Origin of the sequence: Candidatus Thiothrix putei, assembly GCA_029972225.1 — a bacterium.
In the GTDB taxonomy this organism is placed as follows: Bacteria; Pseudomonadota; Gammaproteobacteria; order Thiotrichales; family Thiotrichaceae; genus Thiothrix; species Thiothrix putei.
In genome coordinates, this window is sequence record CP124756.1 from 1,565,775 (window position 1) to 1,580,297 (window position 14,523).

The 14,523-nt window shown below is 51.4% G+C and carries 17 protein-coding genes; 8 read left to right on the plus strand and 9 right to left on the minus strand.

Going from position 1 to position 14,523, the window contains the following annotated elements:
• Positions 1-126: 126 nt before the first annotated feature.
• The 4 genes from gspF to QJT81_08095 are packed head-to-tail and all read right to left on the minus strand — an operon-like array spanning position 127 to position 5,748.
• Positions 127-1,347: a type II secretion system inner membrane protein GspF gene (gene gspF / locus QJT81_08080; protein WGZ95925.1), complete on the minus strand. Its 1,221-nt coding sequence runs from the start codon at positions 1,345-1,347 to the stop codon at positions 127-129.
• Positions 1,347-2,864 carry a type II secretion system ATPase GspE gene (gspE, locus tag QJT81_08085; protein WGZ95926.1) on the minus strand — a complete coding sequence of 506 codons (1,518 nt, stop codon included), beginning with the start codon at positions 2,862-2,864 and terminating at the stop codon, positions 1,347-1,349. The genes gspF and gspE overlap by 1 nt, the downstream gene beginning before the upstream one ends.
• Positions 2,861-4,963 carry a type II secretion system secretin GspD gene (gene gspD / locus QJT81_08090; GenBank protein WGZ95927.1) on the minus strand — a complete coding sequence of 701 codons (2,103 nt, stop codon included), beginning with the start codon at positions 4,961-4,963 and terminating at the stop codon, positions 2,861-2,863. Before gspD ends, gspE begins: the two co-directional genes overlap by 4 nt.
• Positions 4,963-5,748 carry a hypothetical protein gene (locus QJT81_08095; protein WGZ95928.1) on the minus strand — a complete coding sequence of 262 codons (786 nt, stop codon included), beginning with the start codon at positions 5,746-5,748 and terminating at the stop codon, positions 4,963-4,965. Before QJT81_08095 ends, gspD begins: the two co-directional genes overlap by 1 nt.
• A 177-nt stretch (positions 5,749-5,925) precedes the next feature.
• Between QJT81_08095 and pgeF the strand changes: the two genes are divergently transcribed.
• The 5 genes from pgeF to QJT81_08120 all read left to right on the plus strand — a co-directional run bounded on the left by pgeF (position 5,926) and on the right by QJT81_08120 (position 9,650).
• Positions 5,926-6,696, plus strand: coding sequence for a peptidoglycan editing factor PgeF (gene pgeF / locus QJT81_08100; protein WGZ95929.1), 771 nt, complete (start codon positions 5,926-5,928; stop codon positions 6,694-6,696).
• The gene (locus tag QJT81_08105; GenBank protein WGZ95930.1) at positions 6,697-7,668 is read left to right on the plus strand and encodes an ATP-binding cassette domain-containing protein; all 972 of its coding nucleotides are present in this window, start codon (positions 6,697-6,699) and stop codon (positions 7,666-7,668) included. It begins immediately after the preceding gene.
• Positions 7,668-8,012 (plus strand): DUF938 domain-containing protein, encoded by a 345-nt coding sequence (locus QJT81_08110; GenBank protein WGZ95931.1) that lies wholly within the window; start codon positions 7,668-7,670, stop codon positions 8,010-8,012. The genes QJT81_08105 and QJT81_08110 overlap by 1 nt, the downstream gene beginning before the upstream one ends.
• Before the next feature lie 87 nt (positions 8,013-8,099).
• Complete coding sequence (locus QJT81_08115; protein WGZ95932.1) at positions 8,100-9,155, plus strand: transposase; 1,056 nt, start codon at positions 8,100-8,102, stop codon at positions 9,153-9,155.
• A 219-nt stretch (positions 9,156-9,374) separates the two neighbouring features.
• A complete protein-coding gene (locus tag QJT81_08120; protein WGZ95933.1) occupies positions 9,375-9,650 on the plus strand; it encodes a DUF938 domain-containing protein in 276 nt (91 codons plus the stop codon).
• A gap of 5 nt (positions 9,651-9,655) precedes the next feature.
• Here QJT81_08120 and QJT81_08125 read toward each other — a convergent pair whose 3' ends face one another.
• Positions 9,656-9,826 carry an oxidoreductase-like domain-containing protein gene (locus tag QJT81_08125; GenBank protein WGZ95934.1) on the minus strand — a complete coding sequence of 57 codons (171 nt, stop codon included), beginning with the start codon at positions 9,824-9,826 and terminating at the stop codon, positions 9,656-9,658.
• A 109-nt stretch (positions 9,827-9,935) separates the two neighbouring features.
• Between QJT81_08125 and QJT81_08130 the strand changes: the two genes are divergently transcribed.
• A complete protein-coding gene (locus QJT81_08130; GenBank protein ID WGZ95935.1) occupies positions 9,936-10,211 on the plus strand; it encodes a hypothetical protein in 276 nt (91 codons plus the stop codon).
• A 200-nt stretch (positions 10,212-10,411) separates the two neighbouring features.
• Here the strand turns inward: QJT81_08130 and QJT81_08135 are convergent, their stop codons facing one another.
• Together QJT81_08135 and QJT81_08140 are read right to left on the minus strand one after the other, a co-directional pair.
• The gene (locus QJT81_08135; protein WGZ95936.1) at positions 10,412-10,669 is read right to left on the minus strand and encodes a toxin-antitoxin system HicB family antitoxin; all 258 of its coding nucleotides are present in this window, start codon (positions 10,667-10,669) and stop codon (positions 10,412-10,414) included.
• Positions 10,666-11,079: a putative toxin-antitoxin system toxin component, PIN family gene (locus QJT81_08140; protein WGZ95937.1), complete on the minus strand. Its 414-nt coding sequence runs from the start codon at positions 11,077-11,079 to the stop codon at positions 10,666-10,668. The genes QJT81_08135 and QJT81_08140 overlap by 4 nt, the downstream gene beginning before the upstream one ends.
• 85 nt (positions 11,080-11,164) lie before the next feature.
• On the opposite strand from QJT81_08140, the gene QJT81_08145 reads away from it, so the two are divergent.
• The gene (locus QJT81_08145; GenBank protein WGZ95938.1) at positions 11,165-11,338 is read left to right on the plus strand and encodes a hypothetical protein; all 174 of its coding nucleotides are present in this window, start codon (positions 11,165-11,167) and stop codon (positions 11,336-11,338) included.
• Between the two features lie 40 nt (positions 11,339-11,378).
• On the opposite strand, the gene QJT81_08150 is transcribed toward QJT81_08145, so the two are convergent.
• Positions 11,379-12,698, minus strand: a complete 1,320-nt coding sequence (locus QJT81_08150) for a 1-acyl-sn-glycerol-3-phosphate acyltransferase (GenBank protein WGZ95939.1) — start codon at positions 12,696-12,698, stop codon at positions 11,379-11,381.
• A gap of 221 nt (positions 12,699-12,919) precedes the next feature.
• Here QJT81_08150 and QJT81_08155 point away from each other — a divergent pair, with 221 nt between their 5' ends.
• Complete coding sequence (locus tag QJT81_08155) at positions 12,920-13,186, plus strand: hypothetical protein (GenBank protein WGZ95940.1); 267 nt, start codon at positions 12,920-12,922, stop codon at positions 13,184-13,186.
• On the opposite strand, the gene QJT81_08160 is transcribed toward QJT81_08155, so the two are convergent.
• Positions 13,164-14,498, minus strand: coding sequence for an IS4 family transposase (locus tag QJT81_08160; protein ID WGZ95941.1), 1,335 nt, complete (start codon positions 14,496-14,498; stop codon positions 13,164-13,166). The two genes, QJT81_08155 and QJT81_08160, sit on opposite strands and share 23 nt — an antisense overlap.
• Between the last annotated feature and the right edge of the window lie 25 nt (positions 14,499-14,523).

The window sequence follows — 14,523 nt, forward strand, 5'->3', positions numbered from 1 at the left end:
TTGAATAGAAAGAACTATTGCTTGCTTGTGGATACTATGCGACTGAGACAGACACGCCTCAACGCCACGACCTATAATCGCGGCTATTTAGCTGACGAAATGATTAATCAAAAAATATAATAAAAATTAGCGCATGATTTGTGACATGCCGCCCATGACTGGTAGCATGATCGAGAGGACAATTAAAGTCACGATACCACCCATAACGAGAATCAGGCCGGGTTCGAGTAAACTGAGCATGGTGGCAATTTTGGTTTGTACTTCGCGTTCTTGCTGGATGGCAGCACGCTCCAGCATTTCATCGAGTTTGCCGCTACCTTCACCACTGGCAATCAGGTAAACCATCATCGGCGGAAAATAGCCGGAACGTTCCAAGGCTTTGTGGATGGGCATCCCTTCACGCACTTTTTCGGCTGCTTCCAGCACGGATTGGCGCATGGGAATATTGATTACAACTTCGGCGGAAATTTTCATGGCATCCAGCACCGTTACACCGCTGCTGTTGAGAATGCTGAAGGTGCGGGCAAAGTTTTCGGTATTTACCCCGCGGGTAATACGCCCGATTACTGGCAAGCGCAGTAACAAACGGTGGTAACGGCTTTTCCACTGTGGACGTTGCAATAGCCATGCAATCCCAGCGATGACAAGAGTAATGCCAATTAACAAGGTTAGGCCATGGTTTTGCAAGAATTCGCTGGCGGCAATCAACATCCGCGTTAATAGCGGCAGCGCAATGTCGAGTGTGGCAAATGCCTCCACTACTTTGGGAACCACGAAGCGTAATAATGCTGAGATCACCCCAATCGCTACCAGCAATAAAATCATGGGGTAAGCGAGGGCAGTGGTGACTTTCTGCTGGTTATGTTGACGATTTTCGGTGTAGTCCGCCAGTCGCTCTAACACTTCGGATAAATGTCCCGACTGTTCTCCCGCACCCACGGTGGCGCGATACAAGACAGGAAATGCGCCAGGAAACTGCCCCAGTGAGCCAGCCAAGGTGTGACCTTCCATGACCCGTGAGCGGATCGCGGAAAAAATGCGGCGTGAGGAATTGCGTTCCGTTTGGCGTACTACCGCACCCAAAGCTTCTTCAATCGGCGAACCCGCGCGAATTAAGGTAGCTAATTGGCGTGTCATGAGTGCTAGGTCAGCCGGGTTTAAGCGCCCGCCACCGAATAGCGAACGGCTTTCAGATTTTTTTTGTTTTTGGGCGACTTCATTAATTTCCAGCGGAATCAAATCGCCATTGCGCAACAATTGCCGTACTTGACGCGGGGTATCCGCTTCCATAATACCGCGTTCTTCTTTACCGGCGGCATTGAGGGCGAGGTATTCAAACGCAGGCACTACTGAGCATCCTCACGGGTAACGCGCAACACTTCATCCAATGACGTGCGACCTTCCAATACCAACCGGATACCGTCTTCACGGATGCTAGGGCTGTGCTGGCGGGCGTAGGCTTCGAGTTGCATTTCGCTTTTGCGGTCGTGAATCATTTGGCGTAAGCCGTCATCAAGCGGGACTAGTTCGTAAATCCCCAAGCGCCCGACAAAACCGCGATGGTTACAAGCCGGGCAGCCGACGGGTTTGTAGAGAATTGGGCGTGCAGTGTGTGGGTCTGCCCGTAGAATTTGCATTTCACCGTCATCGGCTGGGGTGGGGTGTTTGCATTCGGGACACAATACCCGCACTAGGCGTTGTGCCACGACGCCAAGTAAGCTGGAGGCGAGGAGATAAGGCTCCACTCCCATGTCTTGTAAGCGGGTAACAGCACCCACCGCAGTGTTGGTGTGTAAGGTGGAAAAGACCAAATGCCCGGTCAGACTGGCTTGCACGGCAATTTCAGCGGTTTCGAGGTCGCGGATTTCCCCAACCATGACCACATCCGGGTCTTGGCGCAAAATAGCCCGTAAGCCCCGCGCAAACGTCATATCGACTTTGCTATTAACTTGGGTTTGCCCGATACCATCAATGTAATATTCGATAGGGTCTTCGACGGTGAGGATATTGCGGCGCTGGTCGTTTAAGTGGGTAAGCCCGGCGTATAGCGTGGTGGTTTTACCTGAACCCGTGGGGCCGGTGACGAGAATAATGCCGTGCGGCTTTTCGATCAGGGTTTGCAGTCGGTCGTAAATCTTCGGATCCATGCCCAAATGCGACAGGTTCAAACGCCCCGCTTGCTTATCCAATAAACGTAACACGACCCGTTCGGTATGCCCTGAGGGTAGGGTGGAAACCCGCACATCCACGCCACGACCCGCGACACGCAAGGAAATCCGCCCGTCTTGTGGCAAGCGTTTTTCGGCAATATCCAGCCGTGCCATGACTTTGATACGGGAAATGATCACGGGGGCAAGCTTGCGCGGTGGTTCAATGATTTCACGTAAAATACCGTCAACGCGCATCCGTACTGACATGCGGGTTTCAAAGGTTTCGATGTGAATGTCGGATGCGCCTTCTTTGACTGCTTGGGTCAATAGTGCGTTGATTAAGCGGATAATTGGCGCGTCATCCTCCGATTCCAGCAAGTCTTCAGGTTCTGGCAACGAACCGGCAATGTCCTGTAAGTCGGCATCATCACCGATGTCCTGCATCATGGATGCGCCTACTTGGCTGCGGTCATAGTGCGCTGCTAATAAACGATCGAATGTTTCATTATCCACCGACTGAAATGTCAAGTCGGTATGGCAGAGGCGTTGTACTTCTGCCAAGGCGAGTGGGGTTACACCCACGCGGCATAACACCTGCGGATGCGTGCCATTGGTTTGTAGCAAGATGCCGTGGCGTTTAGCAAAGCTGTAGGGCAGGTTTAATTCCACCTTATCTGCGTTTTCTACCGTGTCTAGTGCAGCTTTCGCGTTCATAACGTGCCGTTACAGAAAGGATCGGATTTGTTGCAACTGCCTTGCGTCACGGGTTTAAGCGGTGTGACGGGGCGTGGTGGTGGGTTGTGCAGGCTGTCTGCGGTACCGTTGATTACCTTATTCATATCAGGAGGCAGAGTCGACGCACCTTCAGACAGACGGTTACGTTGCAAGACTTGGCTACGTTGCTGCTGTTGCTGCATGGTTTGGTATTTCATGCGGGTATAGGCATCAGCGGATTTAGCATCCGGCATAATGATGGGATGAATAAACACCATCAGGTTGTTTTTGGTTTTATTGGTGGTGTTATTGCGGAATGCGCCACCAAGAATGGGAATATCGCCCAGAATGGGAACTTTGCTTTCGGAATCGCGGTAGTTGTCTTCGATCAAGCCGCCCAGTACCAGAATTTGCCCGTCTTCCACCATGACATTGGTGGTAATGCGGCGTTTGTTGGTAATCAAGTCAGATGCACCTGAGCTGCTGGAGGCAACGTTGGAGGTTTCCTGCTCAATTTTTAAATTGACGGTTTCCCCCCGATTAATTTGCGGGGTAATTTTGAATTTCAAACCGACATCTTTACGTTCAATGGTAGTGAACGGGTTGGTGGCGTCATTCGCTGCATTGGTGGATTTGCCCGTAATGAAGGGTACTTCCTGACCTACGGTGATTTCGGCTTCCTCGTTATCCATCGTCACCAAGGTCGGGGTGGAGAGGATATTGGTGGCAGCGTCGCCTTTCAGTGCTTCGACAATCGCGCCAAAGCTGTTATTACCACCACCGAGTAATAAACCGTTAGGGATATTGGGAATGGTGTTGGTCTGTACTGCTCCAATCAAGCCGGATAGTGTACCTAAGCCACCAAAGTTACTGTAACCGACAGCACCATTGCCGCCATTGGCTGCGCCATTGGAGAGTAGTGCTGCGCCAATCTGGTTGGAAAGGTCGGTGGAAACTTCGGCGATGACCGCTTCGACCAACACTTGCGCCCGACGGCGATCCAGTTGCTCAATGACGGCGATCATGTTTTTCTGTAAGGTTGGTGGGCCACTGATAATAATGGAGTTGCTGCTTTTATCAGCTAAGACTTTTACACCAGCAGAGCTTGAACTGCTGCTGGCTGGCATAGTGGAGCCATCAGGTGCAACACCAGCCGCACTGGCTGCATTATAATCGTAATAACCTGTTGCGCTGTATTGTTGAAGGTTGGGGGCAACGCCATTAAGCACGTTAACAACATCTTCAGCCTTGGCGTAACGCAGTTGGATTACTTTGGTGTCACCTTCAATAGCACGTTTGACATCTAGGCGGATAATTGCCTTTTTCAGGCGCTCCCGGGTTTGCTTGTCGCCGGAAATCAGTACGCTATTGGTACGTTCATCGGCTGAAACCTTGCCTGAAGCGGGGATAACACCGCCCCCCGCCGCGCCTGCGCCACTGGACATCAAGCCTTGTAAGGTGCTGGCGACTTGCGAAGCCACGGCATAGTCAAGGGGAACTAGCTCAAAATCTTCATTATTCGGTTTGTCGACATTGGCGATGACGTCGAGCAGGCGAGCCACATTTTGTGCTTTGCCTTTGATGACCAGTGAGTTGCTGGCTTGGTTAGGCAGGATGCTGGTTTCACCCTGACCGCTCAATGGCATGAGGGTTTGAATGGCGGTGGTGACAGGGATGTATTCAAGGTTTACCACTTGCGTAATGGTTTCATCGGCATCACTTTCATTCGCATTCGTGACCAAGGGGGCGACATTAGAACGGGCTTTACCCGCAGGAACAATTTTAATGAGGTCACCGGATTCTACCGCTTCAAAGCCATGTACTTGCAAAACGGAGAGGAACGCTTCGTATAGGCCATCTTTGTCCAGCCCTTGACCGGAGATGAAGGTGACTTTACCGCGTACTTGCTGATCGACAATGAAATTCTTCCCCGTTGTCTTGGCTACGATGTCAATCAGTTGACGAATTTCAGTGTCTTGCAAATTAATACGGGTGGATTCTTCCGCATTTAAGCCTGCTGTTGTGCTCAATAACCACAGTGAACAAGCCAGTACACTGCTGGAGAAAAGAGAACTGCGTTTGTTGTTGTGCGATTTCATTAAAAACCTGTATCCGTTTCCGATCGACTGGTGGCAATATCCCGCAAAGTGGGTACAGCAAGCCCGGCTGCATCAGCCATCTGTAAAGCACGTTGCAAGCGTGCAGGAGCGCTGCGCCCCATGCATTGATGTTCAGGGTCGCCTGCAAATGCGACCAGCATGGCTTGCAACAGTTCCGCATGATCCAATGTTTTGCCTGTCAGGTGTTGCTGCAAGGCGTGTACATCGTGTGCTATTGCTTGAACTAATTCAGGATGTTGTGCCCAAAGTGCGCCTACTGTTCCGCCAACCTTTAGCCCCGCTATGTTGCTGACGAGAATATAATAGTTTTTGCGTACCAACTCGAATAATAATTGGTAGTGATCATGCACCAGATAATGAGGAATATCCAGCGTATTTAGACTGGCGGCCAATAATGCGGCATTTGCGCCATATAATGGCGAAGGAACCACTATTTTGACGTCTTGCCCGCGTTTTTTTTCAAACCATACCGAGATGATGCTGGGATCATTTAAACCATGGCGTTGCCAATCAGATGGCAAAAGCTCGTTTTGAATCAACGCTAAGCGCGATTTCCAAACAGAGGGTAGTTGTGTGAGGGTAGAGTGTAGGTCAGCTTCGCCTACTGCAACAATGACTAGGGCAGGATCGGGAATAGACTGTGCTTCCGTTTGCATATCCATATCACGGGTAATCGGATAAATCGGATGCCCTAGGCGCAAGCAGCCACGGGCGAAGATTGTTCCAATTTCACCAATACCGATAATGACAATAGGCTGTTTCACGCTGTGCTCGCTGATCCGTTAGTTAAGTGCGCTGAGTCTAGCCAACCTGACGGGCGGCCTCAAGTGAATTGTACTTGTCATCCACCCGGTGCTGGCTCAATACTAGATGGCATCTTTTCTCGTAATGTTTGCTATTCTTGAGCACATCAAGATTTTAGTGGAGCTGCATAACAACACATGACCCCGAATCCTAACCGTACCCTGAGCGAAGCCGAAGGGTGGCTTACCCCCGCTTGGCCTGCACCTGCCAATATCCGTGCTGTTTGCACGACCCGACACGGCGGAGTCAGCGAAGCACCATTTGACAGCCTCAACCTCGGCGATCACGTCGGCGATAACCCCTACGCCGTTGCCCGCAACCGCATGATTGTCGGCGATACCCTGCAACTGCCCTCCGAACCCTTGTGGCTCAAGCAAGTCCACGGTGTCGACGTATGCGGTATGGATGTGGGTGAATGCTACCCAACCGGCGATGCCTCCAGCGCGTTCGGCAAGGGGCAAGTGTGCGTCATTATGACCGCCGATTGCTTACCCGTGCTGTTCTGCGACAAAGCAGGGACGCGGGTAGCCGCTGCCCATGCCGGATGGCGTGGGCTGGAAGCCGGTGTATTGGAACGCACCGTCGAATCCTTGCAATGCCCGCCCGCCGATGTGTTGGCATGGCTAGGGCCTGCGATTGGGCCGACGGCGTTTGAAGTGGGCGAGGAAGTCCGCGAGGCTTTCATGCAGCATGACCCCGCTGCCGCCAACGCTTTCCAGCCTTCCGATAACACGGGTAAGTGGTTGGCAGACATCTACCTGCTGGCGCGACAACGTTTGAATGCAGTCGGAGTTCACGCCATTTTCGGCGGCGACCTTTGCACGTACACGGATGCTGAACGCTTTTTCTCCTACCGTCGCGACGGGCAAACCGGGCGCATGGCCTCCCTGATCTGGATGGCTGACTGAATGACCGCGCCACAACTGGCAGTGCACAACCTCAGCGTGAGTTTCCGTCTTAAAACCGGTCAACATTTGCAGGCACTCAGCGACGTGTCATTTACTGTGCAAGCGGGTGAAACGGTGGGGATTGTCGGTGAATCCGGCTGCGGAAAATCCACGCTTGCCCGCACTATTTTGCAATTGGTGACACCCACACAAGGCACGGTCGAATGGCAAGGTAAAGCACTGAATCCGCACGATAGGGCAGCGATGAAAGCCTATCGCCGCGCTGTGCAATGCATTTTTCAAGACCCGCTGGATGCGCTGAATCCGCGCATGACGGTGAGTGATATTCTGCAAGAACCGCTCCTCGCCTTGCGCCCGGAGTTGGGTAAGGCAGCGATTCGCCAGCGTGCTGTTGACTTGCTGCAAGCTGTGGGCTTGGCGGCGGAAATGGGCAGTCGTTACCCACACGAATTTTCCGGCGGGCAATGCCAACGTATTGGTATTGCACGAGCGTTAAGTGTAGAACCGCAACTGATCGTGTGCGATGAGCCGGTGAGTGCGTTGGATGTGTCAATTCAGGGGCAGATTGTGAAATTGCTGGCGGATTTGCAGCGCGATCACGACTTGACGCTGCTGTTTATTTCGCATGATTTGAGTGTGGTGAAGTCACTCAGTAACCGTGTGTTGGTGTTGTATTTGGGCAGAATCATGGAAATCGCGGATACGGCGAGTTTGTATGCGGAGCCGCTGCACCCTTACACGCGCATGTTGTTGGCAGCGATCCCACTGTTTGATCCGCAACAGGAACGGGCGCGTCTGGCAAACATAGTGGTTGGGGCAGGGGAGTTGCCTTCGCCCTTAAATCCACCAGCAGGCTGTGTGTTTCATACACGCTGTCCACAGGTGCAGCCGGTATGCCGGACGCACGTACCCGTATGCCGAGAGGTGATGGGCAGACAAGTGGCGTGCCATTTAGTGAAGGATGTTAATTGATGTTAAGTAAACCGTTTTCCGAAGCGTGTGAAGAAAATAAAGCGCCGATTTTGGCAGTACTTGCGCCGTTGTTGCGGGATTGCCGTGCAGTACTGGAAATCGGTAGCGGCACGGGACAGCACGCGGTGCATTTCGCCGCAGCAATGCCGCAGTTGGTGTGGCACACCAGCGATGTGGCGGCACATCATGCGGGGATTCAATTGTGGTTGGATGAGGCAGGTTTGCCGAATACGCGTGCGCCGCTGGCTTTGGATGTGGTAAGCGATGTGTGGCCTGAGTTGGCGGTGGATGCGGTGTATTCTGCTAACACGGGAGCCACTTGCAAAATTACATTTTCAGCGTGAACCTTCCTTCATCTGAAGGAAAAAAGAAGTGTGGGCTGCCGTTTTCGGCGATAATAGAAGCGTCAAAACAACCATTAAGCCCACGCTATGAATTCTACCGAACGCGCCCTGATTGCACAACGCTGGAGTTTGCTGCAAATTGAAATACTGCCTTGCTTCAATGATGCCTTTGGCACATTGACCCCCAAGCTTGAAAAGCTCATTCACGTACTGGAGCTGACGCGCATTGAAGATTTTGTGCGCTCTTTTCGTGATGGGTCTGGACGGCCAGCGACGGAGCGATCTTGGTTTGCCAATGCTTTTGTCGCCAAAAGCGTGCTCAATATTGTCAATACGCGAGCACTCATTGACCGGCTGCAAAACGATCGCTCCCTGCGACGCATCTGCGGGTTTCCCCTGACCAAGAAACTGCCTTCCGAATCCACCTTTTCACGTGCCTTCGCTGAATTTGCTGAACAGCGTTTAGCGGAACGTGTGCATGAAACGTTGGTGAAAACGTATTTGGGCGATGCGCTGATCGGCCACCTGTGTCGGGATTCAACAGCCATTGAGGCACGTGAACGGCCTGTTGCCGAGGAAAAGCCAAAGAAAAAACAAGGGCAAACACGGATTCAGCGCCAACGGGAACAGTCACTTCAGCAAGCACTCGATGAGATACCGGTTCAGTGTAACCGGGGGACGAAGAAGAATGCCCAAGGCTACAAGCACAGTTGGAACGGCTACAAACTGCATATCGATACCGCCGATTGTGGTGTCCCGATAGCAGCCATTCTGTCTTCCGCCTCCTTTCACGACAGCGGGGCAGCCATCCCACTCTCTCAAATCAGTGCCCAACGTGTCACCAGTCTCTACGACCTGATGGATGCGGCCTATTGCAGTGCTGATTTGCACGAATACAGCCGTCATCTGGGGCATGTCCCTCTGATTGATCACAATCCTCGCGGCGGACAGAAAGAAGCGTTTGAACCTGCTGATGCCGAGCGTTACAAAATTCGCAGCACCGTAGAACGAACCAATGCCCGCCTGAAGGATGAATTTGGTGGTCGGAATGTGTGGGTGCAAGGTGCGCAAAAAGTTTACAGCCACTTGATGTTTGGGATTTTGGTGTTGAGTGCTGATCAACTGATGCGTGTCTTGTTATAAAGCGACTGGGTTTGAAAAAACACGGGAAGACTGACTGAAAAACAGGAGCAGTCGCATCGGTATGGGTGAAATTTAGCAAAAGTTACGGTAAAACTGAAAAAGCTCAGGTTTCGTTGGTCAAATTGAGTAAAAAATCGGCTGAATATGCGGCGTTCGGTCAATGCTGAAAATTGAGCAACTCAGTTTGTCGGATTTTGCAAGTCGCTCACGGTGCACATTATGGGTTGGTCGGAAGTAGAGGCGTTTTTCGCCGGTGTTGGCAAGTTGTTGCCAGTCGGTGGCTTATTTGTGTTGTATGGCCCGTTCAACTATGACGGGCAATACACCAGTGCTAGCAATGCGCGGTTTGATCAGTGGTTGAAGCAGCGCGATCCGCGTAGTGGAATTCGGGATTTCGCCGACCTGAACCGGTTGGCGGAACAGGCGGGGATGAGGTTTCAGTACGATTACGTTATGCCGGTGAATAATCGGCTGCTGGTGTGGCGCAAGGCGTAGCATTTTTATGTTTGCGCTGGCTTGGCGGCATCGGTGTTTTTTGCGTCTTGCTGTGCTTGTTCCCATTTCTGTAATTCTGTGCGGTAAATGTCCCACACGCAGGGGTCACAGCCGCTTTCGCAGCATTCGTTGGGGGCGGGTGGTTGGGGTTTTTCGGTGATGGGCGATGGTTGCATAGCGGTTGCTCCTGATTTTATGGGCGCAACATAGCAAGTTGAGGCTAGTGGGGCTAGTGTTTTGCAATATGCGATACTTTGCGTACATAACGGATTTGAGGAATACGCCATGAAGCATTCAGATTTTGAAATTGGCACGGAGTTTTTCACTGCATCCGGCAAGTGGCGGTGTACTGATGTTGGCACTCGTGTGATTGTGGCGATTTCGCTAGAGCCAAGAGAAACAGTGCGTCTGTGGACGGATGCGGCAGGGGAGCGGGTGCAAGAAACCTTCATCAGTGATGACCCGCGTGACCTTATTGGGTCGCCGTATAGCGTGGCGGAGTTGGTGTTTGACGAATATGATCTGGATGGTTGTTCCACTGACCCCGATGATTTTCTCTGACGGAGGCAGGGATAACATTTGTTGCAGCAATCCAGCCGCAAGGTTGTCAATCGTGCCCCTCGCTTGCTGCTGAAAAAGTCAACTAAGGGTGGCAAGCAAATGGATACGGAAAACCACCGAGCAGCGGTAAAGCACGTCATTGAAACTTACACCGGATTTTGCTCTGCTCACGGCAACATTCGGTTGAATACTGTGTTTGATTACCCAGCTACCAACTCATCCCCCTCACACGGATCTTGTCCACCTTGACGAGTCAGAATGCGCTTGAACGCATCCATATCTGCTCTTTGTTGACGTTCAGTGAAAAAACGGGCGGTTTTCATTGCAGCCAGTTTTTCTGCTACGGCGATAGCGATAAATTGATTGATGCTCACACCGTCATTGTTTGCCGCTTCATTGACCGCCTCTTTGAGAGAGCGGGGTAGGCGCAGAGGGTAAGTTGCCGTTTGTTGTTTCATATGCGAATTCTCCTAATGGCATCAGCGGGACGCATGGCTTGGATACCGAAACGGGCGGGGGCATCGCCATAATCGCGCAGATTGAAGGTAACAAGTATGTCTGCCCTGCCATTGATAGCGGTTTCTAACACCATTTCATCAGCAGGGTCATGTAATTGTGGTCGCCACAAAAAGTCCATGTGGACGGGTTCGACCAATGCGATCACAGCATCGACAAAAATGCTGGCTTCTTCCTTGCTCAATTGGGCTTCTGTCCAATGGCGCGTTTCCAGGCATTTCGCTTCATATTCCAGTGCTAAGGGAACGCTTGCTAGTAAACAGACTTGTGATGTATCCGCTGCGATTTGCAAAATAGCCGCAGAAGCTCCCGTTGGGCTACGCATGGCAGCGATGATTACATCTGTATCCAAAACACAGCGAAGCATGATGTTCCTTGTTGAGTGGTATCTTATATGACATCTTATGTAATATCTAAGATTATGGCAAAGAGAGTTTTTGAGCAATCAAGGGGTAGAAGAAAAAGCCATCGTGCTGGCGTTTTTGGAAGAGCCGGAAATCGCAGCCGTAGCTAGTACGCTTGAAGGCTCTTTCGGCAGCATCAAGGTAAAGAAAAAAGTGACCTTGGAACAAATGGATGAAGCTATCCGTCAACGTGGGGCAACACTTTGATTGCGGTCGATACCAACATACTGGTTCGGGTTCTGACAAATCAATAGAGTCTGACCCCATTGATTCCCCACGAATACGCTTCCCACGATGCAAACGACAAATCAAACACCTTTTGCTTCAGTTCGTGTGCGGGAATGGTTTCCGGCAAGGCTTTGCCAAACGACACCACGATGTCACGCTTGAAACCGGACTGGCGATTTTCGCGCAAAAAGCCGCTGGAACGTGAAAACCGGCTGCCCCACAAACCGTGCAGGTAAAACGGCACAATCACCGCGCCCGTGCCTTTCACCGCTTTTTCATAACCGCGCTTGAATTCGGACAACTGCCCTGTGCGGCTAATCGTGCCTTCCGGGAATAAACACACCACCTCGCCTGCTTTGAGCATTTCCGTGACTTTTTCCAGCGAATCCGCACTCGCCCCGCTGCTGATCGGGATGACACCAAACCAGTTGAGAAAACCTTTTAAATACCAACGTTCGTAATAGCCTTTTTCGATCACGAAATGCAACTGGCGCGGGCTTGCCATTTGCACCAAAGCCCAGTCGATGAAACTGATGTGATTACCCAGCAATAACACCCCACCGGATGCGGGCAAGTGTTCAAACCCCAACACTTTCAAGCGGTAACGCGCATGAAATAGGCGACTAAACACATAGCGCAGCAACGATTGCGGCATTTGGTAAATGGTATACAACGTGCCCATCACGGTGACTAAACTCAACGCCGTCAGTAACACAGGCGTGTCTAGCCCTAACCACAGCAATAATGCGCAGCTACTGGTAAACAGCAACATGATCAGGGTTTGGGTCAGCACGTCAATGCGGCTGGCTTTGGTTTGATGCTCCGGGGTGGCGAGGTAAGTCAGAAGGGCTTGTAACGGCATAATGAATAAAGCACCCATCGCGCCTAACAAGCTCATGATGCCAACGTATACCGCAGTAGAAAGCGGCAGTCCCAAGGCGAGAACACTGCCCATGACACCTAACGCGCCGACAGGAATCAGCCCCGTTTCAATGTGTGTTTGTGGCAGTGCCGCCATCCGCCAACTGATGAAGACAAAAAAGAACACAAAGCCCAGCCAAGGCCAGATTTGTTCTTGCAGCATAAGCAAGGTTAGCGTAATGCCCCAGAACACCCCTTTACCTAAGATCGTGAGCCACAAATCAGGGGGGCGACGCACTGTCTGCCAATCGGCTTGTGTGCAGGACGCACGCTGATAGTTCACCGCACCGAATACGGCAAAAGCTAGGGTGACTAATAAAATAGCCACAGGTTTCCCCATCCATACTTGGAGGAGGGAACTAATCAGTAAGGCAGCAATAAAAACCATTAACCCGTAAGTGCGTATAGCTTGCAACATGGGGCATCATCCTCTTTCAAAATGTCGTTGTTATGGGGATGCAAGATAACGCGCGAGTGGCGCATTCTGCAACGTTTGTAGGATGAATTACCGTTCTTCGGGTTTCGGTTGGTGTGGTCTTGCGTGAAATGCTACCATACTAATAGCCAATATATTTTTCTAATGAAACATAAGAATCGGCATAAAAATTTACAAAGTATCTAATGAGACAGGGGCTGCTAATGAAAACGACCAACCAATCACGGGCGTTGCAACGCTCATCCTTCGCTATCGGTGTATGTGCGGCAATGCTGTTTGTGGGCAGTTCGTCCGCGTATGCACTTGATTCTATGACCTTGCCTGCTGGTGTGCCAAAACCGTCATTTGCCGATAGTTTTGTGGTGATTGATGACGCAGGCAATCCTGATGATAACCGTGCAGGTAACTATGGTGGTGTGGGGTATAAGTCATCTCCTTATACACAAATCAGTCCATTCCCAACTCACTAGCCATCTGAATGCCATAAATGCAGTCCAGCACGCGTGAGTAGCCTAACCAGATACTTTTAGCCCCCGGTTCGCCGTCGGATTTTCTGCCCAGAAAGCCCCCCAGTTCTGCGAGATTGCGGATCACTTGATTGAGGGTAGGTATGCCATCGGGTAGTGCTTTTTTGCCGAGTCGGAAGGAGACTTTCCATTCCAAGGGGTCAAACACCAGATCAGCAGGAAGTTCTGGACAGGTACGCCCCAACCGCATCAGAAACATAATCCGCCAGGCCACCATGATGTAGAGCGCGAGGGCTTTTTCGATGCGCTCTTTGGTGTCCAGTTGCAGTTTTTCGACGCGACAACCGACTTTCAGAACATCAAAAAACATCTCGATTTCCCAACGCGCCCGATACCAGTCGATGAGTTCACAGGCGGCATCGGCGGTCTCTACACAACGGTTGGTGACTAAACGCCAAATGAGGGGCGATTTTCCGGCGGGTGGGTTGATTTCTTTGGCTTGCACCAAGGTCAATAGCATCGGATGCTTACTCTTGGGACGCAAGGTATAACGTAACACCTTGATTTCTTGTACCACTTTACGGGGCTTTTCACCCTGCTTGCGCGGTTTGGTAAAAGTGATACGAGTCAACGCTTTTTGTTGATCAATGGCATCCCACAGTTTGAGGTCATCCCCCAAAGCCCGGTTATGTTGCGCCCGTATCAGCAGGTCAGCCGGGTAATCCAAGGCTTGCGCCCGTTTGAGTAAGTCATAAAAGTCGCTTTCACGGTCGCCAGTATAGATGAGGCGGTGTTCAGGGCAGCGTGCCGCCAGTTCAGCTACCCGTTCATACCCTTCAATCCAGCGGCGGCTTTCTTTGATGCTGGGGTTGGCTTGGTCGGCAGCTTTGCTCAATCCCCGTGACCACATCCACGTATCGGTGATGCCCAACGGCAAACGTTCTGGGGTAATACACAAGGTCGGATGCAGGTACATCCCGCGTTGCTTGTCGTAGGATAACCGCCCTAAACCCTCGGTTTCTTGTCCATTGAAGTCCAGTTCGGTCGTATCTTGAATACACAGGATAATCCGCGAATCTTGTTGACGAATTCGGCACTCTGTCGCTTCAAAGTGGGATGCCATCAAAGCATCATGGCTCACCGCTTCATTCCAGAAGAAACGGTACGTCGCCAAGGTGCTTGACCAACTTTGGCAAGCCTTAGGGATGCTGGACTGGGGGGCTTTCAGCATGGCTTTGAGGATATGGGCGGCTCGTGTTTCGAGACGCTTGTCTCCCAAATCAAGATCGGTGAGTTCGGTAGATGACCAGTTCATGAGTGAAAATTGCTTATCTTACATC

Bases quoted from the DNA above. Each gene is read 5' to 3' on its own strand.
- gspE (WGZ95926.1), bottom strand. From the start codon at position 2,864: ATGAACGCGAAAGCTGCACTAGACACGGTAGAAAACGCAGATAAGGTG.
- gspD (WGZ95927.1), bottom strand. From the start codon at position 4,963: ATGAAATCGCACAACAACAAACGCAGTTCTCTTTTCTCCAGCAGTGTA.
- pgeF (WGZ95929.1), top strand. From the start codon at position 5,926: ATGACCCCGAATCCTAACCGTACCCTGAGCGAAGCCGAAGGGTGGCTT.
- QJT81_08105 (WGZ95930.1), top strand. From the start codon at position 6,697: ATGACCGCGCCACAACTGGCAGTGCACAACCTCAGCGTGAGTTTCCGT.
- QJT81_08110 (WGZ95931.1), top strand. From the start codon at position 7,668: ATGTTAAGTAAACCGTTTTCCGAAGCGTGTGAAGAAAATAAAGCGCCG.
- QJT81_08115 (WGZ95932.1), top strand. From the start codon at position 8,100: ATGAATTCTACCGAACGCGCCCTGATTGCACAACGCTGGAGTTTGCTG.
- QJT81_08120 (WGZ95933.1), top strand. From the start codon at position 9,375: ATGGGTTGGTCGGAAGTAGAGGCGTTTTTCGCCGGTGTTGGCAAGTTG.
- QJT81_08125 (WGZ95934.1), bottom strand. From the start codon at position 9,826: ATGCAACCATCGCCCATCACCGAAAAACCCCAACCACCCGCCCCCAAC.
- QJT81_08130 (WGZ95935.1), top strand. From the start codon at position 9,936: ATGAAGCATTCAGATTTTGAAATTGGCACGGAGTTTTTCACTGCATCC.
- QJT81_08135 (WGZ95936.1), bottom strand. From the start codon at position 10,669: ATGAAACAACAAACGGCAACTTACCCTCTGCGCCTACCCCGCTCTCTC.
- QJT81_08150 (WGZ95939.1), bottom strand. From the start codon at position 12,698: ATGTTGCAAGCTATACGCACTTACGGGTTAATGGTTTTTATTGCTGCC.
- QJT81_08155 (WGZ95940.1), top strand. From the start codon at position 12,920: ATGAAAACGACCAACCAATCACGGGCGTTGCAACGCTCATCCTTCGCT.
- QJT81_08160 (WGZ95941.1), bottom strand. From the start codon at position 14,498: ATGAACTGGTCATCTACCGAACTCACCGATCTTGATTTGGGAGACAAG.